Annotated in this window: 18 protein-coding genes and 2 pseudogenes; 18 read left to right on the forward strand and 2 right to left on the reverse strand. The window is 49.6% G+C overall.

What is annotated here, in order from left to right; all coding sequences use genetic code 11:
- The first annotated feature begins 12 nt into the window (after positions 1-12).
- The 8 genes and pseudogenes from EV209_RS09295 to EV209_RS09330 all read left to right on the forward strand — a co-directional run.
- The gene (locus EV209_RS09295; RefSeq protein WP_130435179.1) at positions 13-897 is read left to right on the forward strand and encodes a carbohydrate ABC transporter permease; all 885 of its coding nucleotides are present in this window, start codon (positions 13-15) and stop codon (positions 895-897) included.
- Positions 897-1727 carry a carbohydrate ABC transporter permease gene (locus EV209_RS09300; RefSeq protein ID WP_130435180.1) on the forward strand — a complete coding sequence of 277 codons (831 nt, stop codon included), beginning with the start codon at positions 897-899 and terminating at the stop codon, positions 1725-1727. The genes EV209_RS09295 and EV209_RS09300 overlap by 1 nt, the downstream gene beginning before the upstream one ends.
- Complete coding sequence (locus EV209_RS09305; RefSeq protein WP_130435181.1) at positions 1724-4858, forward strand: glycosyl hydrolase; 3135 nt, start codon at positions 1724-1726, stop codon at positions 4856-4858. The genes EV209_RS09300 and EV209_RS09305 overlap by 4 nt, the downstream gene beginning before the upstream one ends.
- 8 nt (positions 4859-4866) lie before the next feature.
- Complete coding sequence (locus EV209_RS09310; RefSeq protein ID WP_165388882.1) at positions 4867-5757, forward strand: DMT family transporter; 891 nt, start codon at positions 4867-4869, stop codon at positions 5755-5757.
- Positions 5735-7564, forward strand: a complete 1830-nt coding sequence (locus EV209_RS09315) for a cache domain-containing sensor histidine kinase (RefSeq protein ID WP_130435183.1) — start codon at positions 5735-5737, stop codon at positions 7562-7564. Before EV209_RS09310 ends, EV209_RS09315 begins: the two co-directional genes overlap by 23 nt.
- Positions 7536-9038: a response regulator gene (locus EV209_RS09320; RefSeq protein ID WP_165388883.1), complete on the forward strand. Its 1503-nt coding sequence runs from the start codon at positions 7536-7538 to the stop codon at positions 9036-9038. Before EV209_RS09315 ends, EV209_RS09320 begins: the two co-directional genes overlap by 29 nt.
- The gene (locus EV209_RS09325; protein ID WP_130435185.1) at positions 9035-9850 is read left to right on the forward strand and encodes a sugar phosphate isomerase/epimerase family protein; all 816 of its coding nucleotides are present in this window, start codon (positions 9035-9037) and stop codon (positions 9848-9850) included. The genes EV209_RS09320 and EV209_RS09325 overlap by 4 nt, the downstream gene beginning before the upstream one ends.
- Before the next feature lie 62 nt (positions 9851-9912).
- A pseudogene (locus tag EV209_RS09330) lies at positions 9913-10392 on the forward strand (NUDIX hydrolase); the annotation flags it as partial.
- Between the two features lie 194 nt (positions 10393-10586).
- Here the strand turns inward: EV209_RS09330 and EV209_RS09335 are convergent.
- Positions 10587-11483 (reverse strand): AraC family transcriptional regulator, encoded by an 897-nt coding sequence (locus EV209_RS09335; RefSeq protein ID WP_130435187.1) that lies wholly within the window; start codon positions 11481-11483, stop codon positions 10587-10589.
- Between the two features lie 75 nt (positions 11484-11558).
- Here EV209_RS09335 and EV209_RS09340 point away from each other — a divergent pair, with 75 nt between their 5' ends.
- The 7 genes and pseudogenes from EV209_RS09340 to EV209_RS16975 all read left to right on the forward strand — a co-directional run.
- Positions 11559-13193, forward strand: coding sequence for an ABC transporter ATP-binding protein (locus EV209_RS09340; protein ID WP_130435188.1), 1635 nt, complete (start codon positions 11559-11561; stop codon positions 13191-13193).
- Complete coding sequence (locus tag EV209_RS09345) at positions 13190-14827, forward strand: ABC transporter ATP-binding protein (RefSeq protein ID WP_130435189.1); 1638 nt, start codon at positions 13190-13192, stop codon at positions 14825-14827. The genes EV209_RS09340 and EV209_RS09345 overlap by 4 nt, the downstream gene beginning before the upstream one ends.
- Before the next feature lie 63 nt (positions 14828-14890).
- On the forward strand, positions 14891-15943 hold the full coding sequence (locus tag EV209_RS09350) for a M42 family metallopeptidase (protein ID WP_130435346.1): 1053 nt from the start codon (positions 14891-14893) through the stop codon (positions 15941-15943).
- Between the two features lie 47 nt (positions 15944-15990).
- Positions 15991-17955 carry a threonine--tRNA ligase gene (gene thrS / locus EV209_RS09355; RefSeq protein WP_130435190.1) on the forward strand — a complete coding sequence of 655 codons (1965 nt, stop codon included), beginning with the start codon at positions 15991-15993 and terminating at the stop codon, positions 17953-17955.
- A gap of 38 nt (positions 17956-17993) precedes the next feature.
- Entirely contained in the window at positions 17994-19730 is a 1737-nt protein-coding gene (locus EV209_RS09360) for a DUF2264 domain-containing protein (RefSeq protein WP_130435191.1), read from the forward strand.
- Positions 19731-19760: 30 nt separating this feature from the next.
- Positions 19761-20258 carry a hypothetical protein gene (locus tag EV209_RS09365; RefSeq protein ID WP_130435192.1) on the forward strand — a complete coding sequence of 166 codons (498 nt, stop codon included), beginning with the start codon at positions 19761-19763 and terminating at the stop codon, positions 20256-20258.
- Between the two features lie 229 nt (positions 20259-20487).
- Positions 20488-20802 (forward strand): annotated as a pseudogene (locus tag EV209_RS16975) (glycosyl transferase family 2); the annotation flags it as partial.
- A gap of 147 nt (positions 20803-20949) precedes the next feature.
- Here the strand turns inward: EV209_RS16975 and EV209_RS09370 are convergent.
- Positions 20950-21561, reverse strand: coding sequence for a TetR/AcrR family transcriptional regulator (locus EV209_RS09370; protein ID WP_130435193.1), 612 nt, complete (start codon positions 21559-21561; stop codon positions 20950-20952).
- A 158-nt stretch (positions 21562-21719) separates the two neighbouring features.
- Between EV209_RS09370 and EV209_RS09375 the strand changes: the two genes are divergently transcribed.
- From EV209_RS09375 to EV209_RS09385, 3 genes are all read left to right on the forward strand, one after another.
- Positions 21720-22457: an SDR family NAD(P)-dependent oxidoreductase gene (locus EV209_RS09375; RefSeq protein ID WP_165388884.1), complete on the forward strand. Its 738-nt coding sequence runs from the start codon at positions 21720-21722 to the stop codon at positions 22455-22457.
- A gap of 259 nt (positions 22458-22716) precedes the next feature.
- Positions 22717-24789 (forward strand): bifunctional diguanylate cyclase/phosphohydrolase, encoded by a 2073-nt coding sequence (locus tag EV209_RS09380; RefSeq protein WP_130435195.1) that lies wholly within the window; start codon positions 22717-22719, stop codon positions 24787-24789.
- Complete coding sequence (locus EV209_RS09385) at positions 24786-26255, forward strand: GntR family transcriptional regulator (protein ID WP_130435196.1); 1470 nt, start codon at positions 24786-24788, stop codon at positions 26253-26255. Before EV209_RS09380 ends, EV209_RS09385 begins: the two co-directional genes overlap by 4 nt.
- The last annotated feature ends 6 nt before the right edge of the window (positions 26256-26261 follow it).

Genomic DNA, 26261 nt, shown 5'->3' on the forward strand with positions numbered 1-26261 from the left:
ATGAAACACAGGATGAAAAGAAAGGGTAAGCATAAATCTATAGCGCAGAAAATTTATTCCAGAAAACTGATGCTGCCTGCCGCGGCAATCTATGTGGTGATATTTGTCATCCCCACATTTTCATCCTTCTTTTTCAGTTTCACCAGGTGGACACTGAAGGATTGGGAGTGGATCGGGCTGGATAATTTTATCACTTTTTTCCAGGAACCATCTCTGCTGATCGGCCTGAAGAATACCATTCTTTATGGAGCGATGACCTGCGGGCTGAAAGTAGTGATCGCCCTGCTGCTGGCAATTTTGCTGACCAGAGGATGGAAAATTGAAGGATATCTGCGGACCGTGATTTTTATTCCCACCATTATCAGTACCATCGCCATCGGCCTGATGTTTAAAAGCTTCATGCATCCCACAAATGGAATTATCAACCAGGCCCTTGACCAGCTGGGAATCGGTTCCGTTTTCTGGCTGACAGACAAAAGGCTTGCGCTGTTGTCAGTAGCGCTGGTGGATGTGTGGAAAGGACTTGGAGTGGCGACCCTGATTTATGTAGCCGGGATTAAGGGAATTGACCGGACCTATACGGAAGCAGCGGAAATAGACGGCGCCAGCGGGGTACAGCGATTCAGGTATATTACTCTTCCACTGATCCGACCGGCTATGAATTCAGTGCTCATCCTTTCACTGATCGGCGGGCTGCGCAACTTTGATCTGATCTGGGTGATGACTGGAGGCGGTCCCGGATTTACCACGGATCTGCTGACCACGGTGATTTATAAACAGTATGCCAATGGATTATACGGCCTGTCCACAGCAGGAAATGTAATTCTGTTCCTTGTGGTGGCGCTGATCGCCTTCCCGGTATATTATTATCTGACAAAAAAAGAGGAGGTGTACTGATGAACAAGCGGGTCAAACGGCTGATTTTTCAGGTAATTGCAGTGCTGGTCACTCTGGTGGCTTACATCGTCCCGTTCTATTTCATCATTCTGACAGCGTGCAAAAATAAGAAGGAAGCCTCCTGGCTGAACCTGAGCCTGCCTACAGAATGGAAACTTTTTGAGAATATCAAGGAAGTCCTGACTGTAAATGACGGGATGATCATCCGGGCATTTTTTAACAGCTTGGTATTGACAGTCTGTTCTGTGCTGATCATCGTTGTGGTTACAGCCTTGCTGGCCTTTGTGATGCAGCGCAGAAACGACAGGAGCACCAGATTGTTCAGCCTGCTGATTTTGGCCGGGCTGATCGTCCCTTCTTCCGTGGTGCCTACATACTGGGTGCTGGATTTCCTGCACATTTCTAAAACCATTGTGGGTTTGATTATCGTGGAAGTGGCGCTGAATATATCTTTTGCCACCATTCTGTACAGGGGATTTATGGGATCTATCCCGCAGGCGATTGACGAGGCGGCTATTATTGACGGGTGCGGAACCGGAAAATTATTTATGAAAATCATTTTGCCGCTGCTCAAACCGGTAACAGCTACAGTAGCAGTGGTATCCACCCTCCATGTGTATAATGATTTTGTGAACCCTCTTTATTATCTGCCCGGAGCCAAAAACGCTACTATCCAGCTGTCCATATATTATTTTTCCGGACAGTATGGCAGCGACTGGAACCTGGTATTCGCTGATATCCTGTTGATCTCCATTCCTGTGGTGGTGATGTATGTGGTATTTAACAAGCAGATAGTGGAGGGAATGGTAGCGGGTTCTGTGAAAGGATGAAAAAGATGGATTTATATCCCAAGAGCAGTCAGCAGTACAGTGATGAAGTATTTCAGAATCCCCCTGCGCAATACAGGGGGACTCCGTTCTGGGCCTGGAATACCAGGCTGGACAAAAAGAGGCTGGAAGAGCAGATTTGTGTCCTAAAAGAAATGGGCATGGGCGGCTTTCATATCCACAGCAGGATCGGGCTGAACACAGAATACCTGGGGCCGGAATTTATGGAGGACGTTCGCTTTTGTATTGACCGGGCAAAGGAACTGGGTATGCGGTGCTGGCTGTATGATGAGGACAAGTGGCCTTCAGGTTATGGAGGCGGTAGAGTGACGAAAAACCCGGAGTACCGGAATAAGTTTCTCTTGTTTTCACCGGAAAGAAAAGAAGATGGCTATATGCGCCAGAAAACTCCGAAGCAGGTCACCCGTCTTGCTGCCGGTGGACAGGGACGGCTGCTGGCTCGGTATGACGTAGAACTGAGGGATGGGAAGTTAGAGGGTTACAGACTGCTGGCAGAATCGGACAAGGATACGGTAAATACATGGTTTGCCTATCTGGTGACTGCGGAAGCGTCTCCCTGGTTCAACAGCCAGTCCTATGCAGACACATTGAACCCCAAGGCTACAGAACATTTTATTAAAGAAGTGCATGAGCGTTATGCGGCTGCAGTGGGAGAGGAGTTCTCAGGCGCCGTACCGGCAATCTTTACAGATGAGCCGCAGTTTTCCCAAAAAGATAATTTTTCTTTTGCAAAATCGGAGGAAGAACTGAAGATCCCTTATACGGAAGACCTGGAGCATGGCTTTTGCAGGACGTATGGATGCAGCCTGCTGGAATCTCTGCCGGAACTGTTTTGGGAACTGCCAGAAGGGGTTTCTGAAGTGAGATATAAGTATCACGATTATGTGGCGGAACGGTTTGCCCGGGCTTATGCAGATACTATTGGAGCCTGGTGCCGGAATCACGGCCTTTTACTGACAGGACATGTGATGGAAGAAGCGGAGCTGGGGTCTCAGACCAGGGCTTTAGGGGAAGCCATGCGCCAGTACCGCGGGTTTGGACTGCCGGGTGTGGATATGCTTGCAGACCGGTACGAATATAATACGGTGAAGCAGGCTCAGAGCGCTGCGCACCAATATGGCTGTCCCGGCGTGCTCAGCGAGCTGTACGGTGTGACCAACTGGGATTTTGATTTCAGGGGGCATAAAAGGCAGGGGGACTGGCAGGCCGCGCTGGGAGTCACCCAGAGAGTGCACCACCTGAGCTGGCTGTGCATGAAAGGAGAAGCCAAACGGGACTATCCGGCCCCGATTGACGAACATTCCCCCTGGTATCCAAAGTACCATCTGATAGAAGATTATTTTGCCAGGATCAATTCTGCGCTCACCAGAGGCAAGCCCCTTGTTCATATTGGAGTGGTGCATCCAATAGAAAGCTATTGGCTGTATTATGGGCCGAATGACCAGACGGGGGAAATGCGCAAAGAAATGGAAGAGGAATTTTCATCCCTTGCAGAGTGGCTGATCTTCCATTTGCTGGACTTTGATTATATTTGCGAATCTCAGCTGCCTAGTCAGTACACAACAGAGGGGGACGGGAAATTCCATGTGGGAAAAATGGCGTATGAAGTGGTGGTGGTGCCGCCGCTGAAAACCATCAGAAAGTCAACCCTGAACTGCCTGAAAGAATTTGCGGATATGGGAGGACATGTGCTTTGGCTGGGAGAAAAACCGGAATATATAGACGCGCTGTCTGCGGAGAAAAGCTGGTTTTCATTTGGGGAAAACGCGCCCTTTGAGGCCTTTCCGGTGCGCCGGGAATTAGAACAGTATCAGGAGATATCTGTTTATGGAGAGGACGGGACCTTTGCGGATCGTTTTATTTCCCAGATCCGGCAGGACGGGGAGGACAGATGGGTATTTCTGGCCCCGGGGAAAAAAGAAGAGCGTGCCTGCGTGCCGCAGTGCAGCAGAAATATCCTGCGGATCAGAGGCTGCTGGAAGGTGTGGGAATATTGTGCTCTGGATGGAAAACGAAAGGAAGTACTGGCTGCTTATGAACGCGGCTATACTGAATGCAGGATTCCATTCTATGAGGATGACAGCCTGCTGCTCCGGCTGATTCCGCAGGATGAATTGACAGCCAGCATGGATTGCGGAAGGCAGAATATCCGGGATGCCGGAGGCGTGGAGGCAAGAAAGCAGGAGGGTTATCTGCAGGGGCCGGAGGAATATTCGCTTTCAGAGCCCAATGTCCTGCTGCTGGACCGGGCGGAGTTCTGGGTGGACGGCAATATACAGGCAGAGGGAGCCCAACTGGAGGTAATAAAAATAGAAGATATTCTCCGTAAGAAATTGGGATATTCTCTTCGATCTGAGAGCTATCCTCAGCCTTGGTTGGAAAACGGGAAAACCCAACCCGTATGCAGGCTGACGCTGCGTTTTACCTTTGAGTCAGAGGTGGTAATAAAAGATGCGAAGCTGGCGGCAGAATCAGAGCAGGGATGGGATCTGGTGTTGAATGGAAAGCCTTGTATCAGGACAGAGGAATTCTGGCTGGACCAGGCATTTACTGTCTACCGGCTGCCGCAGATCTGTTCAGGAAGCAATGAATTGGTTTTCCAAGTCCCTTTTGGAGAACAGACCGCGCTGGAATGGAGCTTTCTGCTGGGAGAGTTTGGGGCAGAAACAGACGGCAGCAGCCTGCGGCTCACCAGAAAGCCTGAAACCATTCAATTTGGCGATCTGACCCGCCAAGGTTTCCCCTTCTTTGGAGGCAATATCGTTTATCATACGGAACTGAAGATAATAAGCAGAAAGCATGTGACGCTTCAGATTCCAAATTACTCTGGAAGCCTGGTTTCAGCCCGTGCAGAGGGTAAGGAAGAGCAATATCTTTTTTGCTCCCCATATACAGCAGACTTGGGTATTCTGGAAAAAGGAAAACACAGGGTGGAGATTACAATATATGGAAACAGGAGAAATACCTTTGGGCAGCTGCATCACTGTGACAGAAACGAGGAATATTTCGGCCCTAAAACCTGGAGAACAGAAGGGGCAGCCTGGAGCTGTGAATACCAGCTGCAGCCCATGGGAATTCTCTCTTCTCCTGTGATATACAGCGAGGATGAATGAGGGGAAATATGGCATATCTGTATTTAGCAATTGTAACAGTATTGTTCAGCTTTGGCGGAATCCTGATCAAAGCAGCTGGAACTTTATTTTCACCTAATATGATCTCATTTCTACGGTTTGCCTGCGGGATTTTCTTACTGTCTGTATTGCAGAAAGCCAGAAAGAGGAAGGTAAAATGGAAATTTGCCTGCCATCTGATCTGGCTGGGAGGATTTTGTAAGGCGCTGCACTATCTGGGAGAAAATTATGGAGTGGCAAATGGTTTTTCCTATGGGAATGTAGTGGTCTGGCCAGTACAGACGATTGTTGTCCTGATCATTTCTATTACAGTGCTGCATGAAAAAATCAGCGCCAGGAACATCCTTGGCGCTGTTCTGTGCATGGTGGGAATTGGTGTCATTTCCTGGAACGGAGCATCGGCGGAAGTGTTTTTTGGAGAACACCTGCATCTGCTAGCAGCGTTTGTGATTGCCGGCGTCGGAGCTGCTTTATTCGCCGTTTCGCAGAAAAGATTGCTGAGCCAGATGGGAATTATGGAAATGAATGGTTCCATGTTTGCGGTGGGAGCCGTATGTTGCATGTTTTTTCTGCCATTCCAGAATTATCCGCAGAATGAGGTTAGTTTTTCTGGTATAATAGCATTAGGTATATTAGGAGCAATCACTGGCATTGGTTTTTTGCTGCAGGCGGAAGCAATGAAAACAGTTCCCCTTTTTCTGATCACGGTTATTCAGAGCGCCACAGTGATTCTTTCGCTGGTCTGGGCAGTGCTGTTTTTTCAGGAACCTGTCACCGGATATATTATCTGCGGAACACTCTGCTTTATCGCCGGGATGCTGTGTATTAATCTGAGAGGGCCGAAAAAGGAGGCGCGGCATGTGGAAAGTCATCGGAGATAGGCTGTCGGGCATACGCCTTCGGCTGTTGTTTTTATATGTGGGAATTTTATTTGCCATTCTGATCAGCGTTTACATAGGGACGGTATATGGCAGCTATCATAATTATCTGGAAGAAGAGGGGCAGAAAATTCAGTATACGGTGGAATCTGTCCTGGACAGACTGGATCACGATATAGAACAGATGGATTACATCCTGCTGGACGCTATCTCGGACGAGTCTCTGATTAGTGCGCTCAAGGAACTCCGGTCAGAAAAAAACATGACGGAGAAACGCAAGTATGAACTGACCAATATTGTTTCCGACTGCATTGTAACAGAATCTTCTATACGGACGCTTCACCGGCTGAGCGTATTCACATCAGATAGTTTTTTTGTTACAACAAACGTGGATAAAAAAGCCTATCCGGCAAAGATGATCGAGAATATCTGGTGGCTTTCCAAAGCACGTATGAAAAAGGGGGAAAAGGTGCTGCTGGGGCCGGGCGCGGATCCATGGGGGAGGCAGAGGGCTCAAGTGATTACTCTGGCCCGGCTGGTACGGGATCCGGGGAAGGAAATCGGATTTATTGAAGCACAGCTGGACTTTGAGAAAGTTCGGGAGATATGCAGCGTGGCAGAATCCTTCAGAATTACTGTACTGGATGAAAACGGACAAATATTTTATACGAACAGCGGCGCTGACGGAACAGGAAACCAGGACGCAATGGTTCTGGATCAAGAAGAAAGAAACGGAATCTGGGAGAATCCGGCCACTGGAAAACAGGAACTGGTCCGCACGGCGGTTTCTTCCGAAACAGGGCTTAAGTGCCTGGTTTTCCAGGAAAATTCATTTTGGGACAGCAGCCTGGGGATTGTCTGGAATACCGGCGTTTTTGCTGTGATGTCTGTGGCGCTATTGTCCATCATCTTGGCGGCGGTGTTTATTCATAGGATTCTGAAGCCTTTGCTGGAATTGAAGCAGGTGCTGGAGCGAACAGATCTGGATACTTTGCAGGAAAACGGGAATATATCGATCTCAGGCAGCAAAATCAAAGAAATTAATTCTTTAATCTCGTCTTTTGGCAGAATGAACGTACGCCTGACGGATTCGATCCGCCGGGAGCGAAGCGCTTATCAGGCCCAGATGAACGCCAGGTTCGACGTGCTGCAGACCCAGATCAATCCGCATTTCATGCACAATATGCTGAATGTAATTGTGAATATGACGTATGAGGGAGAGCTGCAGGAGATCCCTGAGATCTGCAACCGCCTTTCAGAAAATATCCGTTATTCTACGTCCACCAGGGAGCAGACCGTTACTCTGCAGGAAGAACTGGGCTTTATTGAAAATTATCTGATTCTGATGAAGAAAAGGTTTGAGTATAAGCTGGAATATGAACTGCGCCTGGGGAATCTGGAAGCCAGTCAGATTCTGCTTCCCAAGTTATCCCTGATTCCTTTTGTGGAAAACGCAGTATACCACCCGTATTATGAAAGCCAGTCAGAGATCATCCGTCTGATTATCGAAACAGGCGGGGATTCCAGGGAATGGTATCTAGTCATACGGGACAACGGCAATGGGTTTTCAGAAGAAGAGATTCGGAGTTTAAGGGAAAAGATGGAGGCATATTTGGGACAGCTGAAAAACAGCCCGTCTTTTCCCGGACTGGAAATCGGCGGAATGGGAGTGATTAATACCTATGCCAGGCTGGAACTGTTTTCCGGAGGAGCGATCCGCCTTGAGCTGAGGAACGCTCCAGACGGAGGAGCGGTGGTGCTGATAAAAGGAGGGGATGGAGATGTACCGGATTCTGATCGTAGAGGATGAGCCGCCGATCGCCAGATATCTCTGCAGGCTTCTGGAAGAGTTCCAAGAAACGTTTGAAGTGGCCGCCACAGGGGGAAACGGGCTGGAAGGGCTTGAATTATATGAAGAATACCGCCCAGACGTGGTGATTACGGACGTGCGGATGCCTATGATGAATGGCCTGGAGATGATCCGCCGGATTAAAAAGGCTGACCCGGATGCACAATTTCTGATCATCAGTGATTACCGGGATTTCGAATACGCCCGGGATGGGCTGCAGTTGGGAGTATATAATTACCTGATTAAGCCTGTGACAAAAGAGCAGCTGAAGGAGAATCTGAAACAATTGGAAGAAATACTGGAGCAGAATCGCCTGGAAAACGGACAGAAAGCTTTGCAGAGCATCCTGCGGGGAGAATTGGAGGGGGATGCAGTAAAACGTCTGAAAAATACCGTTTCGAAGTATCAGCTTGTGCTGCTGCAGAAAGGCTGCGTGCTTAACTCGCGGATGAAATACCTGGTGCAGGCGGAGGAGCAGGGCGGAGTCACCTATGAGGAGGCAGAGCAGATGCTTCCTGATCCCAGCCGCGCGGCTGCCTGGTGCCTTGCGGGAGACAGCAATGTACTGGCTGTTTTGTGGGACGCCGGTACAGGCCCGGTACAGCTGAACATGTTGGAAAAGCAGGAGGGAGAGGGATATTGGACAGCTGTCTGTTCGGAAATTTTTACAGACTTAAAGGCTGCCGCTTCTTGTTGTTCTGCATGCAGAAAAATTTTATACTACAGAACTATAATCGGAAAAAGCCAGACCCTGCCCGGATGGAAGCCGCAGCCGCAGGGAGAACTGACGAGGGCGGCTTCCATCCGGGCAGCAGAGCTGATTCAGGCAATGAAAATGAACAGCTTTGAACAGTTGAAGAATGAGATAATTCACTGTTTTGATGAGATGGAACAAGAAGAAATTCCTCAGTATCTAGTGGAAGCCGGACTTCAGAAAATTCTTCAGCTGACAGCAGAAAAACGAAGTATCACGGCTGAGCTGCAGGATACCAGCACAGCAGAAATTATTTTCCTGTCCAAAAGCATGACAGAAGTTCTGGGCGGATTTTTGGACATGCTGATGATGGGCTGGGATTTTGGAGAGAAAAATGAAGGGGGAAAGAAAAAGGGGCAGGGGGTCATGGAAAATATAGAACAGTATATCGGTGCTCACCTGAATGAGGTGTTTTCCCTGCAGGATATCAGTTCCGTTTTCGGGTATTCTCAGACTTACATCTGCAGGCTTTTCCGTAATTATCAGAATACCTCGTTCAAAGACTATGTGACTGGACGGAAGATTGATAAGGCCAGGGAACTTTTATCCGCAGGGGAGAGCGTGGGCGCTGTCTCTGAATATCTGGGTTATCTGGATCAGTTCTATTTCAGCAAGGTATTTAAAAAGCGGACGGGAATGAACCCATCAGAATACAGAAAGAAGGCGGAAGAAGAAAAATGAAATTCAGCATGACAATCCCGGTACAGTACGACACCTGCTTTTCTCCTTTTCGCGCGTCGGAATGGAGGCAGGGGCTGAGTAAAATCCGTGAAGGAGGATTTCAGGCGGCGGAGCTGTGCATCTCCGACTATGGGAGTTTGGATATTCGTGAAATCAGACGGGAACTTGAAAACTGCGGGCTGGGCTGTTCCACCATATCCACAGGACAGGCGGCAGGCAGGGAGCAGCTTTCCTTGACCGGAGATCGGGAAAAAATGGAACTGGCCAGAGCGCGTCTGTCAGAACATATTAGGGCCGCGGAAATTTTGGAATGCGGAGTTACCATTGGTTTGTTGAGGGGGTCAGGAGAGGCCGGAAGCCTGCAGGATGCTCTTGAGAGGCTGGCGGAGGGGCTGGAACCTGTGGTCCGGGAAGCGGAGGAAAAGGGGGTAGTTCTATTTCTGGAGGCATTAAACAGGTACGAATCCGCTCTGTTAAATACTGGAAAAGAGATCCTGGATTTTTTTGCCGGATATTACAGAGGGTGCAGAAATCTAAAAGTATTATGGGATTCTTTTCATGCTAATATCGAAGAAGCATCACTGGAGAAGTCCATTGACAGCCTCGGAAGTTCTCTGGGGCATGTCCATTTGGCAGATTCAAACAGGCTGCGCCCTGGTTTGGGCCGTATAGATTTTTCCGCTGTGAAGGGATCTCTGGAGCGCATTTCTTATGGTGGATATGTTTCTTTTGAATGCCTGAACGGTCCAGATGAAAAAACGGTCTGGGACGATTTGTGCAGGTTTCGCCGGGAGTGGGAAAAGCCGGCTTGACAAATGAAGAAAAATCAGTTAAATCTAGAAATATCATATAATGAAACTGGAGGGAACTGTCGATGAGTAAATCCTGCCTCACCACTCTGTGTTATCTGGAACAGGACGGAAAATATCTGATGATGCACCGGGTCAGCAAGAAAAATGATGTGAACCGGGATAAATGGATCGGCGTCGGAGGGCATTTTGAAGAGGGAGAAAGCCCGGAAGAATGCCTGCAGCGGGAGGTGAAGGAGGAAACGGGACTGGAACTGCTTTCCTGGCGTTTCCGGGGGATCGTGACCTTCATCGCGGATGAACATCCCGCGGAATATATGTGTCTTTACACATCAGCAGAGTGGGACGGGGACGCCTCCTGCCTGCCGGATTGCAGGGAGGGCGTTTTGGAATGGGTGCCTGCGGATGAGATCGGCGGCCTGCAGCTGTGGGAGGGTGACAGGATTTTCCTGCGGCTGCTGGCGGAAAACGCTCCGTTTTTCTCCCTGAAGCTGCGCTATAAAGGAGACGTTCTGGAGGAAGCTGTTTTGGACGGAAAAAATCTTATGGAATGAAATTGCAGATTCTGCACATTATTCAGCAGAAAAGCCGGATGAAAGCATCCGGCTTTTTTGTTATTGTATAGGAAACTGCGTTCCCTATGCAACAAGACCCTCCGGGGGATCGCACTGCGGCGTAAGGAATTACATCGCTAAAGCGACACGCCGCAGGCGGAGAATCCCGCGAGCGGGATTCTTTTTCACGATATAGGGACATGAAACGTATCCATCACATCTGGGACTGGGATGTCCAGGCCGTTTTCAAAAATTGACTGTTGGGCAGAGACAGATTTGCGGAAGGCTCCTGGCGTAATATTGTATTCCTTTTTGAAGGAGCGGATTAACGTTCCTGCCAGGTCAAATCCGCAGCGGGCAGCCACATCTTCCAGAGGGAGGTCCGTAGCCGCCAACAGCTCTCTGGCCCGGGAAAGCCGGCAGAGCGTCAGGTACTGTCTGGGCGTATGCCCTGTCAAATCCCGGAAGGTGTGCGCCAGATGAGAGCTGCTCATATAAAAATGGCGGGCCAGTTCTTCCACATGGATATTTTCTGCATAATGGCTTTCCAGGTATTCCAGCACCTCATATACGGACTGATGGCCGGAGGCTGAAACCACAGGGAAACAGGCGGGGCAGCAGCGGTAAAGGGAGACAGTAAACTGCCCCAGCAGATACAGCATATTTTCCAGATAGAAAGGAGCCTTCTGCCGGAACTGGCCCTGGATTTCTTCCAAAAGCCGCCGGGGTTCTTCCGCTTCTCTGGGAACGGGCAGCAGGTGGCAGAAATCCGGTGCGTGTTTTATGTAAATTGCGGAAAGAGCCGGGTTCTGTATCGTGCGCCGCAGCGCTTCTCTGGAGAAACGGATTCCGGTCCGGCTGTAAGGAAAATCTGTGATCTCGAAGACATGGGACTCCATGCTGCCGAATACCAGGATGTCCCCCGGGCATGCATCATAGGAACGGCCGGAAAAATGTACGCGCACCGCGCCTTCTGTCACCATCACCACTTCAAAGGCCTGATGGGAATGGAAAAAGGAATGTACATACTGGGAAGGGCGGACGGTGGACTCTTTCCAGGCAATCATCTGAGAATTGTGCATAGGGGCTCCTTTCTGAATATACGGGCGCTGCTGCAAATCTGCAATGTATTATAAAGAAAACGGAGGTAGAAAGCAATGAAAAAGAATGTTTTTTTTCAGCAAGTCATGAAAAATCCCTGGTTTCTGGCCGCGGTGGCGGCGACTCTCGCGGAAGGAGCGGTGAGGATTCTTCTGGCGTCCCTCGGCGGCGCTATGGTCAATGAGGCTTCTGCGGGAAACAGCGCAGGCCTGTGGTATCCGGCGGCCGGCGCGCTGGCCCTGAGCCTGCTGATTCTGTTCTGCATCTGGGGAAAAGAGCGGCTCTATGTGACCTCTCTGGAAAAAGAAGTGCTGCGGATCAAGAAAAACTGTTTTGCCAGGCTTTCCGGCGCGTCCATGGCTTCTCTGGACGAATGGCACAGGGGAGAGCTGGGAGCAGCCTGCCTGAATGATATCAATGCGCTGTCAGCTTCTTTGCGCCCCTTTGTGATCATGTGTTTTTCCCTGGTTTTAATGCGGGTAGAAACAGTCCTGTACATGATGTGGAAGAACTGGTTCGTCACAGCGGCCATGCTCTGCTTGTCCCCGCTCATTCTCTGGCTCCAGAACAGGATTGCCCGCCCGGTAAAAAAATACAAAAAAGAAAGCCTTCAGGCTGCCGGAATAATGCTGGGAACAGTATCGGACTGTTTTTCTTCCGCCGAATATATTAAGGCTGCTTCGTTGCAGAAAGAAATGGAGGAACAGTTTTTGTCCTGCCAGAAAGCGCAGGTGGAGGCGGCGCTCAGGGCGAAAAGGCTGGAGGCCGTCCAGGGGGCGTTTTCCTATCTGGCGGAGATTCTGCCCAGAGTCCTGCTGATTCTGGCAGGCGGATATGAAATCAGCCGGGGAAGGATGAGCGTGGGTGATCTGATGGTATTTGTAGCGCTGTCCTCTTCTGCAGCCAGGTTGTTTAAAGGATTTGCCGATCTTAACATTCATCTGCAGAATGTGCGGGCCTGTCTGGAACGGGTGGAACTGAAAGGAATCCGGCCGGAATCTGAGAATCCGCCGGACATGGAGGGCGAAAGCAAACACTGCCTAAAAGCTTTAGTCTTTGATCAGGTATCGTTCGGGTATCGCAGCGGGCAGCCGGTGCTGAATAATTTTTCCATGCAGGTAAAGGAGGGGGAGTGGATTCAACTGGCCGGAGAGAGCGGAAGCGGAAAATCCACAGTGCTGCAGCTGATCTGCGGTTTTTATATGCCCTGGTCCGGAAAAATCCTGGTGGAGGGGCTGGAAGCAGGAAAATGCGGATTGCAGGAAATGAGAAGCAGAATCGCTTATGTACCCCAGGAACCGTATCTGCTGCCAGTCTCTGTATATGAAAATATTGCCTGCGGAAGGGCAGAACAGATAAGCCGGAGCCGTGCGGAGGAGCTTCTGCGCCAGGTAGGGCTGGGAAGCTGGCTGGATGGTCTGGACAGAGGGCTGGACACTCTTTTGGACGGACATGAGACCGCGCTGTCAGGGGGTCAGAAGCAGCGGATTGCTATTGCCAGGGGGCTGGCAAAAGGGAGCCGGATCATTTTGCTGGATGAAGTGACGTCCGGTCTGGACAGAGAGACGGAAAGGAAAGTCTATGAAACTTTCCAACAGGAACTTGCGGGGCTGACAGTGCTGCTGGTGACCCATAATGAGCTGGAAATTTCCGGGGTACGCCGGATCGATGTGGGGAGGTGTTTTGGATGAGAGAATTCAGAAAATTATTTGAGTATACTGCAGGAAGCAGGGCAAGGCTGGCTGTGGGGATGATCTGCAGAACAGCGGAATTGGTTCTTTCGGTGTTCCTGATGGCCGGGCTGATCGGAGACGCGGTATTTCTGATCCAGTCTGAAGGAATGGCGGCGGTGGTATTTCTGACGCTGCGGCTGCTGCCGGGATTTACCGCAGTGATGTGCCTTCATATTGCAGGAGAATATCTGGCCGAGCAGGCGGCACAGCAATCAGCCGCCCGGATGCGCGGGGATTTTTTGAATAAGCTGCTGGAGGCCAGGATGGACGCGGTATATGGGCTGAAAGGCGAGCAGGTGCTGGCTGTTTTTTCAAACGATATTCAGGCTGCATTTACCAATCTCACCCAGGTCCTTCAGGTCCCGGCGAATGCTCTGGCGCTGGGCGGAAGCGGTTTGGCCTATATTATTTCTATGCACTGGAGCATGGGAATTCTTGTCCTGATGATAGGCTTCTGGCAGCTGGCCTATAGCCTGACCCTGTCCCGCAGGATGCGGAAGATCAGCGACCGCCTGATCCTTGCCAGAGGGGAAACCTGCCTGTGGATGGAGTCTGTGCTGGAGGGGATAGAAACAGTGCGCATGGACGGGCTGGGCGGGGTGGCTCAGGAAAAATATGAAAAGGCGTGTCTGGCGGAACAGAAAAAAGCTGTGGCTTATGGAAGCCTGTCAGGGCTGATCGGAGGCCTGAACAATACAAACGGGCAGTTTTTGGAGAAGGGAAGCATCTTTCTTTCAGGGCTTCTGGCCGCGGGAGGGCAGCTGGGAATCAGCCAGGTAGTGCAGGTTTCCCAGCTCTCAGGCCAGGTAGCGCAGGTTTTGAATGTTTCCAGGATTCTGACGGATACGCAGATGTCGGTAGCTGGTACGGCAAAGGTATTCGGGATGATGGCCGGGCTTTTGCCGGAACAGCCGGGGCAGGAGGCAGGAGCGGGAGGGGAACCGGAGATCGTGCTGGAACACGTCGCTTTTTCCTATCAGCCGGGGAAACCGGTATGGCAGGACCTGAACCTGAAACTGCGGGCAGGGGAGATAGCGGTTCTGGCCGGGGAGAGCGGCGGAGGGAAAAGCACGCTGCTGCGGCTGCTGCTGGCGCTGTATTTGCCGGATTCCGGCAGAATTCTCATTAATGGAGCAGATACCAGGGATTGGGACAGGAAAGCGCTGCGAAAGCTCATTGCCTATGTGCCGCAGAAGCCTGTGCTGTTTCCGGGAACAGTTGCGGAAAATATTATGGCCGGATGGAACAGGGATGCGGAGGGAGCCAGAAGAGCGGCAAAGCTGGCGCAGATCGATGAGGTGATCAGGAAACTTCCGAAAGGCTATGAGACCAGGATCACAGGCGGCTCCGGCTGTTTTTCGGGCGGAGAGCTGCAGCGTCTGGCTCTGGCGAGAGCGGTTTACAGAAACGCTCCGGTCTGGCTCCTGGACGAACCTTCCTCTGCGCTGGATTCCCGAAATGAAGAAGAATTATACCGATGCCTGGAAAGCAGCCGGGAGGGCAGGATCATCCTTATTTCCACTCATAGGGCTTCGGCTGAACGCATTGCCGACCGGGTCGTCAGGGCTGAAGGCGGAAAAATTTGGGATTGAACTCTGCGCAGTTCCATAGTAAACTGTTCTCAGAACGATTTGCTCAGCGGGAGGAAAGAAATGATCAAAGATTTCAGCAAATATACAGACTATATTATAGAACAGGCTCAGGCACTGCTGGCCATCGACAGCCCTTCCGGATATGGAAAAGAAGTGACGGAGTATCTTCTGGCAGAGCTGCAGAAAATCGGCGTGCCGGCCAGGAGGACTGTCAAGGGAGGCGTGCTGGCGGAATTCGGCGGAAGAGACAGGGAGGATGCGGTGCTGCTGGAAGCCCACTGCGACACTCTGGGCGCCATGGTCCATGAAATAAAAACAAACGGAAGGCTGAAGGCAGTCAATATAGGCGGTATGATGGCTGCCAACGCGGAAGCAGAAAACTGCCGGATTCTTACAAGAACCGGGAAAATTTATGAGGGAACCTGCCAGCTGGCGGACGCATCCGTCCATGTGAACGGGGACTATGGGAAAACAGAGAGAACCTGGGACACCGTGGAAATTGTGATCGACGAACCGGTTTCTTCTAAAGAAGAGACCGGGGCCCTGGGGATCATGCCCGGGGATTATATCTGTTTTGAACCCCGCACCAGGGTGACGAAAAGCGGATATATCAAGAGCCGGTTTCTGGATGACAAGCTGTCCAGCGCAATCCTTCTGGGATTTGCCAGATATCTGAAGGAAGAATGCCTGGAACCGGAGCGCATGATATACGCGCATTTTACCATTTATGAGGAAGTGGGGCACGGAGGCAGCGGCCCCTGCCCTGCCGGAGTGACTGAGGCCTGGTCCGTGGATATGGGCTGCGTCGGGCAGGGTCTGCAGTGTACGGAGAGAGAGGTCTCAATCTGCGCCAAGGACAGCGGAGGGCCCTACAATTATGAAGTGGTCAGCAGGATGGTCCGCGCAGCCCAGCAGAACAACATTGGTTTTGCAGTGGATATCTATCCTCATTATGGCTCTGACGTGGAGGCGACTCTCCGCGCGGGGGCGGATGTGAGGCACGGCCTGATCGGGCCGGGCGTGTATGCTTCCCATGGCTATGAGCGGAGCCACAGGGACGGAGTGGAAAATACGCTGAAGCTTCTGGCAGCCTGCCTGACAGAAAATGAGGCATAATAAGTTGAATATTGAACAGGAAACAGAAAAAGAGAGGAAACAACGAGATGAAAATCACATTGAAAGACGGAACTGTGAAGGAATACCAGGAAGCAAAAAGCATCTATGACATCGCTGCGGATATCAGTGAAGGCCTGGCCAGAGCGGCCTGCGCCGGAGAGGTGGACGGAGAAGTGGCCGACCTCAGGACAGTGATTGACAGGGACTGCGCGCTGAATATCCTGACGGCCAGAGACGCCGCCGGCCTGCAGGTGGTGCGGCACACGGCGTCCCATGTGCTGGCTGAGGCGGTAAAGAGGCTTTTTCCCGGCGCGAAATGCGCCATTGGGCCCGCAATAGACGAAGGATTCTACTACGATTTTGACGCGGAGCCTTTTTCCAGGGAGGATCTGGACAACCTGGAAAAAGAGATGAAAAAAATCATTAAAGAGGGAAAACGTCTGGAACGCTTTGAACTGCCCAGGGAAGAAGCCATTGCTTTTGAAAAAGAGCAGGGAGAGCCTTATAAGGTGGAGCTGATCCAGGATCTGCCTGAAGGCGCGGTGATTTCTTTTTACCGGCAGGGAGAGGGTTTTACCGACCTGTGCGCCGGCCCTCACCTGATGAACACAAAAGGGATCAAAGCCTTTAAGCTGATCTCTTCCTCCATGGCATACTGGCGTGGAGATTCTGACAGAGCCCAGCTGCAGCGGATTTACGGCACTGCCTTTGCCGCGAAGGAGGAGCTGAACGCTTATCTGGAACATCTGGAGGATATAAAAAAGCGCGACCACAACAGGCTGGGCAGGGAAATGAAGCTGTTCACCACTGTGGATGTGATCGGACAGGGCCTGCCCCTGCTGATGCCCAAAGGCCAGAAGATTATCCAGACGCTTCAGCGCTGGATTGAGGATGAAGAAGATTATAACCGGGGATATGTGCGGACAAAGACTCCTTTGATGGCAAAATCAGATCTTTATAAAATTTCCGGCCATTGGGACCACTATAAAGACGGGATGTTTGTGCTGGGGGAGGAAGAAAAGGATAAAGAGGTGATGGCTCTGCGCCCCATGACCTGCCCTTTCCAGTATTATGTATATAAAGCAGAGCAGCATTCCTACCGGGATCTGCCCATCCGCTACGGAGAGACCTCCACGCTGTTTCGGAATGAGGATTCAGGAGAAATGCACGGCCTTACCAGAGTGCGCCAGTTCACTATTTCGGAAGGCCATCTGGTCATCCGCCCGGACCAGGTGGAAGAAGAGATGATCGGCTGCCTGGACCTGGCGGACTACTGCATGCGCACCCTGGGCCTGCAGGATGAGGTGACCTACAGGCTGTCCAAATGGGACCCCAGCAACAAGGAGAAATATCTGGGAGACGAAGCGTACTGGGAGAAGACCCAGGATACGATCCGCAGGATTCTGGTGGAGAAAAACCTGACCTTTACAGAGGCGGACGGTGAGGCGGCGTTTTATGGCCCCAAGATCGATATCCAGGCTAAAAACGTGTACGGCAAAGAGGACACGATGATCACCATCCAGCTGGACTGCGCCATTGCCGAAAATTTTGATATGTACTATATCGATCAGAACGGCGACAAAGTGCGCCCCTATATCATTCACCGCACCTCCATGGGATGCTACGAGCGGACGCTGGCCTGGCTGATTGAAAAGTATGCCGGTAAATTCCCTACCTGGCTCTGCCCGGAACAGGTAAGGGTGCTGCCCATTTCTGACAAATACGAAGCATATGGCGCAGCGGTAACTGAAGAGCTGAAGAAAAACGGGATTCTCTGCAGCCTGGACAGCAGATCCGAAAAAATCGGTTACAAGATCCGGGAGGCCCGTCTGGACAAGCTGCCTTATATGCTGGTGGTGGGACAGCAGGAGGAAGCGGACGGGACGGTTTCTGTCCGCAGCCGTTTCGCCGGAGACGAGGGAGTGAAGCCTCTGGGCCAGTTTATCGGACAGATTGCAGAAGAAATCCGCACAAAAGCGATCCGGAAAGAAGAAATTCAGGAAGAGAAATAACCTGGCGTTTCAAAGGAAAAGTACAGAAAGGAGTTTTTATGAGGAAAACAGAGCTGTCAGGAAAACAGGATTTTCAGGAAATGATGATGGATATTCTGAACCCTCTTCTGCCGCATTACAGCGAAGGCTGCGCGCGGCTGAATATCGGCGTGACCGCCGCCCATTATGACCAGGGAGCAGTATGGATGGAGGCTTTTGCCAGGCCTCTGTGGGGGCTTGTGCCATTTCACGCGGGAGGAGGAAGCAGCCCCGAATTTGACAGGATCTACAGAGAGGGGCTGGCCAATGGCACGGACCCGGATCATCCGGAATATTGGGGAGAGCCTGCGGATTATGACCAGCGGTTTGTGGAAATGGCTGCTATTGCTTATGCGATTCTGATGCAGCCGGAGATTTATTGGGAACCCCTGACAGAACAGGGGAAAAAGAATCTGGCCGGATATCTGTACAAGATCAATGAGCATGAGCTTCCGGACTGCAACTGGATTTTCTTTGATGTGCTGGTGAACATCGCCATGAAGAAGGTGGGCTATCCTTACAGCGAAGAATGCCTGGCCAGGTATCTGGACCGGGCGGAGGCCTATTATCTGGGAGAGGGCTGGTATAAAGACGGAGGCGGAGACCAGAGGGATTACTATATTTCCTTTGCTATCCATTTTTACAGCCTGATTTACGCGAAATTTATGGATCAGGAAGACCCGGAGCGCGCCCGCCTTTACCGGGACCGCGCCTGCCTGTTTGCGAAACAATTTATCTATTGGTTTGATGAAGACGGCCCGTCCATTGCCTTCGGCCGGTCCATGACATACCGTTTTGCCCAGGTCAGCTTCTTTTCCGCCTGCCTGCTGGCAGGAGTGGAGCCTTTTCCTGTTCCTGTAATGAAGGGACTGATCACGAGGCATCTCCGGTCCTGGCTGGAGCGCCCTGTTTTTGACAGGGACGGGATTCTGACCATTGGATACGGTTATCCAAACCTCCTGATGGCGGAACAGTATAACGCGCCCGGCTCCCCTTACTGGTGCATGAAAGCATTTGCTTTTCTGGCCCTTCCGGATGACCATCCTTTCTGGTCGGCGCAGGCCGGGCCTCTGCCCCAGCTGCCGCCGCAGTGCGCCATGGAACAGGGCGCCATGATCCTGCGCCGCTATCCCGGACATGTGACGGCATACGCGCCGGGACTGTACAGCTCCCAGGAGCACAACCAGATGCCCGCCAAATATGGGAAATTTGCCTATGACAGTAAGTTTGGCTTCAGCATCGCAAAATCTTCCTGCCAGCTGCATGAAGCAGCGCCGGACAGCATGCTGGCTTTCTGCGTGGGAGATTATGTCTTCATGCGCCGGATCTGCCAGGAATACAGGATCGAAGAGAACGCTGTGTATTCCAAATGGTCTCCGTTCCCGGGAATCGAGGTGGAAACTGTGCTGATCCCCACAGAAGAGGGGCATATCAGAAAGCACAGGATCACCAGCAGCATCGCCTGTGAAGCAGTGGACGGAGGCTTCGCGGTTTCCAACGCGCTGGGAGAACAGGCAGTAAAGGAAGAAAAAGAAACAGAAGGGCTGGCGTCCAACAGCTGGAGCAGCTGCAGTGTGAAGTCCCGGAAGGGAGAGGGCAGGGGCGAGGTGATCATACCCAGTCCCAATACGAATCTGCTGTATCCCAAGACCCTGATTCCTGCGGTCCGGTATCAGATCAGAGAAGGGGTGACAGAGCTGGAAACAGAGGTCAGAGCTGCGGTTTTTGGCCCCAGGCCGTCCGCCCAGCCGTTTTGACCGAAATGCTGCAGAACAGGAGGAAGGCGTATGCAGATCACATCAGCAGGAGCGAATAAAATGCTGCGGGCGCTGCGGGATGAGCGCAGCTACCTGGAAAGGATGGAAGAACGTTCCAGAGAGTACGTGCTGGCGGAGAATGAAAAACAGGAGCCTCCGGCCTATGATTATGAGGAGACCACTGCGAAAATGCAGGAGATCGACAGAAAAATCTGCCGGATCAAGCATGCGGTGAATGTTTTTAACACCACCACAGTCCTGGAAAAACAGGGAATCACCATTGATGAGGCGCTGGTAAAAATGGCCCAGATGACCCAGGCCAGGCTGCGGCTGGAAGATATGCGCAGCCGCCTGCCCAAAACCCGTCATGAAAGCTATGGCCACAGCAGCCTGATCGAATATGCGTATCTGAATTACGATGTAAAGAAAGTGCAGGAAGACTACAGAAAGCTGAATGAAGAAATCATGGAACTTCAGCTGGAGCTGGACGCCTGCAATCAAACCAGGACCTTTGAACTGGAACTGTGAGCAGAGACGTTCCGCGTTCCGGGCAGCCGCTGCCTGCCGCGGCCAAAGGCCGCAGATCAATGCAGGTTGGGGATCCGTCACTGTCGCACGTTATTTTGTTATTGTTTTATCAGTTATGGTTTACGGTCGGACTCCTACATGATTTTTTGCAGCGCTGCCAAAAACTTGGGCCTGTCCCGGCGCGGAAGTAGACGGTTCTATGCGCCTTTACTAATTCTTAACCTTTTAACAGACAAAATGGTCTTTTTGGAAGCTATTCCGCTACTCCGTAGAAGGAATCGCAGCCTTCACCACCGCTCCTCTGGCCCTCGCTTCCGTCACAGGAGCAATCCTTTGCCTGCTGTCCCTCCTCATGGTACTATTTGTGGTCATACGGGCGCTGCTCTTCGGCGATCCCGTAGCAGGCTGGCCCTCCCTGGCCTGCATAATATTATTCTTAGGGGGAATACAACTGCTATGCATGGGAATATTAGGCGTCTACCTTTCCAGAACCTATCTGGAAACCAAAAAACGTCCGGCCTATCTGGTAAAAGAAGAAAAATAAAGTTATAAAGCATCGGCCGGAACTCCCCCGGCAGAGAGGCGGCAGAGAAAACTCCGGAGGCTCGATGCCTTACGGCAAATAGCCTCCTCCGTTTTTTCTGCCGCCTCTTAGCGGCTCTCCTGCCAGCCGCTACCTAGATAAAACCGTCTACTTCAACCTTTTTCCGGACAAAAAAGCCCCAGGCTTTGCCAAATTAATCATCTCCGCCGCCTGCGCAGCCATATATTCCGGCGTCTGAACAAAATTATTTTTTTCCCAATAGCAGACATAACGGATAAACTGATGTGTGGTGCAATAAAAATAAAAATCAGTATCAATCGCAGATTTTGACTTATCCGGAACAAACTGCCCGATTTTTTTAAAAAAGTCTATGGCTAATGTACAGAAACGTTCCAAATCAAAGCCGTCAATTCTGGAATCCAGAATAATACGGTATAGTGACATATTTTCAGCCACATGCTGAAAAGTTTTCAAAGCCACCTGAAAAACATATTCTTCCTGAGAGGACATCTCGCTGCATAGCAGCATCTGCGTGCCGATCATCTGAACATACCGTTCTGCTTCTTCCGTGATCATCTTTTCCGCCAGATCATATTTATCCCGGAAATGGCGGTAAAAGCTGGCTCTGCTGTAGGTAGACCTGGAAATAATTTCATTGGCCGTAATTTCCGGAAAAGTTTTATCTTGCAGCAGTCCGATAAAAGCGGCGATATAAGCTGCGCGGGACCTGCACCGGGAAACTGGAAAATCAGAATTCATGATAATATTACCCCCTGTGAGGAGAGACAAAATCAGCAGATTTGTCTCATAAGAGATTGTTTTGGACAAAGTGTTTCTTGTTGCTCATGAACTGTAATGTTATAATTATAACAAATTTTATGCGGTATCGCAAATCAGAAATTATGGAGGTAAAATTCATGGGTAAGCTTCAGGATAAGGTCGCCATTGTTACCGGCGCTACGTCGGGCATCGGAACCGGGGTTATGGAGTGCTTTCTGGAAGAGGGAGCTAAGGTGGTTTTCTGCGGCAGGAGAGAAGAAAAAGGAAAGGCTATTGAAAAGGAACTTCAGGAGAAGGGTTATGACGTAACTTTTGTCCGTGCTGATATGACTGACAGCGCGGATGTGGCCAATCTGTTTCAGAAAACCCTGGATACATATGGAAAACTGGATATCCTGGTAAATAACGCAGGAGTTTTAAAGAGCTTTGAGATCGCCAATATGGATGTGGAAAGCGATCTGGATCAGGTAATCGGACTGAATTTGAAAAGCTATTTTGTGGCCACCAAATTCGCTGCGAATGCGATGAAAGATGGCGGCGCTATCATAAACGTGGCTTCCATCGGCGGTTTGAGCGGGGCTCCTCATTTATCTTCCTATGGCGCGACTAAGGCAGGGGTGCTTTCCCTGACCAGATCCATGGCCAAGGAACTTGCGCCTATGAACATCCGCACAAATGCGATTTGCCCCGGAACAATTTATTCAGAAATGATGCAGAGGGACAGCGAGTTTACAAAAGCAACGCTGGCGACGATTCCTATGGGAAGAGGCGGAGAGCCGAGAGAAATCGGTACGGTTGCAGTGTTCCTTGCCAGCGAAGATTCCTCATATGTGACTGGAACGAGCATTGTGGTTGACGGCGGCATGACGGCATAACAAGTAGTGACGAAAAAAATAGAAAAACAGGGACAGCTTGAGAAGATTAAGCTGTCCCTGTTTTTTTTATAGAAAGAGTCCCTATTTTGTATATCGTGCCGTACAATAGCTTAATAAATTGACATTTGCTATTTTTTATGATAGACTTATTTGGTACAGGTACACAGAGATTTGGCTTTTCTGTGTATTGCAGCTGATTAAAAAGATTTTATAGCTGCATTAAGAGAAAGCGCATACATGAAAAGGATTAACCCTGAAGATGAAACTCCAAAATAAAGTTTTAATTGTAGATGATTCTGAGCTGAACCGTTCCCTGCTTGCAGAAATGCTTTGCGATGAATATGAAGTCTTAGAGGCCGGGAATGGGCTGCAGGCCGTAAAGCTTCTGGAATTTCATCAATTCGAAATTTCGTTGATCCTGCTGGACATTGTCATGCCTGAGATGGATGGGTTTGAGGTATTGGCAATAATGAATAAAAATAAATGGATTGAGCATATCCCAGTCATAATCATTTCAGCCGAAACAACAGCAGCCTATATTGATGCGGCTTATGATTTAGGCGCAACCGAGTTTATAAATCGCCCGTTTGATCCCAAAACAATCAAACGGCGTGTCTCCAACACCATTATGCTATATTCCAAACAGAAATTTCTTGAAAATGCAGTGACAGAGCAAGTTTTGGAAAAAGAAAAAAGCAATCTTATTATGGTTGAGGTTTTAAGTCACATTGTCGAATTCCGTAACGGTGAGAGCGGAATGCATGTCCTTAACATTCGGTTGATCACTGAAATGCTGCTGACCCAGCTCTGCGCTTCACAGAACCAATATCGCTATCTTCAATCCCAAATTTTATTGATTGCAAACGCGTCATCATTGCATGACATTGGTAAAATTTCTATAGACGAGAAGATTTTAAATAAGCCTGGCAAGCTCACGCCTGAAGAATACGAAAAAATAAAGATGCACAGCAGCATCGGCGCCAATATACTGGAAAAAACTCGATATTACCCCAATGAGGAGATTGTGCGGATCGCAAGAAATATTTGCCGGTGGCATCACGAGCGATATGACGGTAAGGGTTATCCTGACGGTCTTGCAGGAGATGAAATTCCCATTGAGGCTCAGGTGGTTTCCCTGGCGGATGTGTATGATGCTTTGATCCATAAGCGTGTTTATAAGGAAGCCTATTCGCATCAAGAAGCCTTTGAACTGATTTTCAGCGGAAAATGCGGCGCATTCAATCCGCTGCTGCTCCAATGCATGAAAGATATAGGCCCCTTGTTGGAAAGAGAGCTGAAACTCCGTTCGCTTGGCTATGTCACAAAAGAAGAAATCAAAGAAATAATTCGAACTATTCTGCAGAGCGGAGCCGCCTCCAATCGCACATTGGCTCTCTTGGAGCAGGAACGGATTAAATATCAGTTTATCGCTAAAATGTCAAAAGAAATCCTTTTTGAATATACATACCAGACTGATGTCTTGACGCTGTCAGAAGAGGGTGTTTTCCAGCTTGGATTACCTGAAATTATTGTGAATCTGAAAGAGGACAGGCTGTTTCAGCAGGTTATTAAAAAAGAGGACTATCAAGACCTGCAAAAGAAGATTCGAGATGTGTCGCCAGAAAAACCTACCATTTCGGAAAATTACTGCCTGTGCGTTCATGGACAATGGCGGTGGTTCAAAATCATAGCGCGCCCTCTTTGGTTAGGGAATGATACGAATACAGTTACAGGCGTGATCGGAAAGTGTACAGACATTCATGAGGAAATCACCGAACTGGATCTATTAAAGCAGACCGCCAATTTTGATGATGTAACTGGCTTATACCGCAGGAAATATGCCCGAACAAGAATAAAAGAAATTATCGAAAAAGAGCATTCTGCGAACAAAATATATGCGCTGATGCTCTTTGACCTGGATTTCTTTAAAAATGCAAATGATCTTTATGGGCATATGTTTGGAGACAAAGTGCTGCGCGCGGTGGCGCAGAAAGTGAAGAGATCAGTACGGAACTCAGATATAATTGCCAGAATCGGCGGGGATGAATTTTTGCTCTTTGTGGAATATAAGGCGGATATCACCCCCGTAGCAGAGCGCATTTTTCAATCCATCGGCGGAATGTATCAAGATTTCCATATTTGTGCGAGCATGGGAGTTGCGCTTGCCCCGACGCACGCAACAGAATATGAAGACCTGTTTCATTGCGCGGATCAGGCTCTGTATGCCGCAAAGCATAAAGGACGGAATTGTTACTGCATCTATGACGATTCCATGAATAGTTTTTTGTCCGTACTATCAGAAGAAATGCCTTATGAGGAAAAGAGGACATGAAATACGATAAATTTCAATATTACAGATTATTTGAGATATTAAAGAATAAAATCGAAACCGGATTAATTCCGAAAGGGACAATGCTCCCTTCCTTTGCAGATCTTTGCAAAGAGTACAAAGTATCCAATAAAACGATACGCCGCGTGGCTGCAATGCTGTCTGACGCCGGACTCATTGAGACAAAAGAGAGACAGCTTTCTGTGGTGATTTATGATCAGGCTGACCCGGGAAATGATTTAGCTTACAATTTGCATGAGCCAAATGTCCCCGTTATGACAGACATCTTAAAAACAGCGGAAATTGTTTATTATCCATTTATATGTCATGGAATATCCCTGTGCAACAAGTATGATTGGGATATCCCTGAAAAGATTGTCCGGCAATTGAATCCCAGGATACCAAGGCTTTTTTGGAAAAATTCCAAACAGATCTGGCGCTTTTTTATTGCCAGATGCGAAAATGAGTTAAGCCTTCATATCGTTGATTCTCTTGGATTTCTGGGAGTGGAATATAGGGAAAACAATTTTGATTCACGCGTAAGATATCAGCAGACACTCCTTAATTTTATTCAAAAGAGCAGGACATCGGCGCCTACAAGCGATGCCATCAAAGATTTCCTTGCATATATTCATGATATTACCATTTCAAGGGAAGATTTTCAATGCTACGTTCCTGTTGATTCGCCCTTTCGAATTGGCGTTCAGGGTCTGGATCAGTGGATGAAAACAGCGGATGAACGCTATTCCAGCGTATACCTGGACATTTTGGGGCTTATCGCCATTGGTTATTATCAGCCGGGAGACAGGCTGCCCTCACACGCCCAGATGCAGAAGCAGTATGGCGTCAGCGTAAATACGACGACACAGGCCATTCAATGTCTGCAAAAATGGGGCGTGGTAGAGGCGACACGCGGAAAGGGAATTTTTGTTTCATCTAATATAGAGGCATTAAATGATATCCATGTGGACCCGGAATTAATTGCAAGCCATCTCAGAAGATATTTCGAGTGCCTGGAGCTGCTTTCACTTACTGCGGAGGGAGTAGCTTACCAGGCTGCGGTCCATGTTGCCAATGAGCAAATCCGAAAGCTGATTCAGCGATTGGACGAAGCGGAAAAATATAGCTGTTTATATCAAGCTGACCCTATTGTCCTTCTGGAATTTTTAATTGAGCACATTCCATTTGATGCTCTGCGGTCAATTTATACAATTATACTTGAAAATTACAGAATTGGCCGAAAAATACCGAAACTAATAAACCGGGCCAATGCATCCGGAAAACTGGAGATACATGGAATGTGCAAAGAAGCAGCAAATGCTTTGCTGGAAGGAGACCAAAGTTTATTTGCAAAACAAGCCGCCGCGATGTTCAAGTATACCCATCAACTTATCGTTGAAGAGTGTAAAAGGTTAGGCTACTGGGAGACAGTTAAGAAAATATATGACGGCTCTCAGCTTTGGAAATAGTTTTCT

Origin of the sequence: Cuneatibacter caecimuris (assembly GCF_004216775.1) — a bacterium.
GTDB classification, from domain to species: domain Bacteria; phylum Bacillota; class Clostridia; order Lachnospirales; family Lachnospiraceae; genus Cuneatibacter; species Cuneatibacter caecimuris.

Bases quoted from the DNA above. Each gene is read 5' to 3' on its own strand.
- EV209_RS09295 (WP_130435179.1), top strand. From the start codon at position 13: ATGAAAAGAAAGGGTAAGCATAAATCTATAGCGCAGAAAATTTATTCC.
- EV209_RS09300 (WP_130435180.1), top strand. From the start codon at position 897: ATGAACAAGCGGGTCAAACGGCTGATTTTTCAGGTAATTGCAGTGCTG.
- EV209_RS09305 (WP_130435181.1), top strand. From the start codon at position 1,724: ATGAAAAAGATGGATTTATATCCCAAGAGCAGTCAGCAGTACAGTGAT.
- EV209_RS09310 (WP_165388882.1), top strand. From the start codon at position 4,867: ATGGCATATCTGTATTTAGCAATTGTAACAGTATTGTTCAGCTTTGGC.
- EV209_RS09315 (WP_130435183.1), top strand. From the start codon at position 5,735: ATGTGGAAAGTCATCGGAGATAGGCTGTCGGGCATACGCCTTCGGCTG.
- EV209_RS09320 (WP_165388883.1), top strand. From the start codon at position 7,536: ATGTACCGGATTCTGATCGTAGAGGATGAGCCGCCGATCGCCAGATAT.
- EV209_RS09325 (WP_130435185.1), top strand. From the start codon at position 9,035: ATGAAATTCAGCATGACAATCCCGGTACAGTACGACACCTGCTTTTCT.
- EV209_RS09335 (WP_130435187.1), bottom strand. From the start codon at position 11,483: ATGCACAATTCTCAGATGATTGCCTGGAAAGAGTCCACCGTCCGCCCT.
- EV209_RS09340 (WP_130435188.1), top strand. From the start codon at position 11,559: ATGAAAAAGAATGTTTTTTTTCAGCAAGTCATGAAAAATCCCTGGTTT.
- EV209_RS09345 (WP_130435189.1), top strand. From the start codon at position 13,190: ATGAGAGAATTCAGAAAATTATTTGAGTATACTGCAGGAAGCAGGGCA.
- thrS (WP_130435190.1), top strand. From the start codon at position 15,991: ATGAAAATCACATTGAAAGACGGAACTGTGAAGGAATACCAGGAAGCA.
- EV209_RS09360 (WP_130435191.1), top strand. From the start codon at position 17,994: ATGAGGAAAACAGAGCTGTCAGGAAAACAGGATTTTCAGGAAATGATG.
- EV209_RS09365 (WP_130435192.1), top strand. From the start codon at position 19,761: ATGCAGATCACATCAGCAGGAGCGAATAAAATGCTGCGGGCGCTGCGG.
- EV209_RS09370 (WP_130435193.1), bottom strand. From the start codon at position 21,561: ATGAATTCTGATTTTCCAGTTTCCCGGTGCAGGTCCCGCGCAGCTTAT.
- EV209_RS09375 (WP_165388884.1), top strand. From the start codon at position 21,720: ATGGGTAAGCTTCAGGATAAGGTCGCCATTGTTACCGGCGCTACGTCG.
- EV209_RS09380 (WP_130435195.1), top strand. From the start codon at position 22,717: ATGAAACTCCAAAATAAAGTTTTAATTGTAGATGATTCTGAGCTGAAC.
- EV209_RS09385 (WP_130435196.1), top strand. From the start codon at position 24,786: ATGAAATACGATAAATTTCAATATTACAGATTATTTGAGATATTAAAG.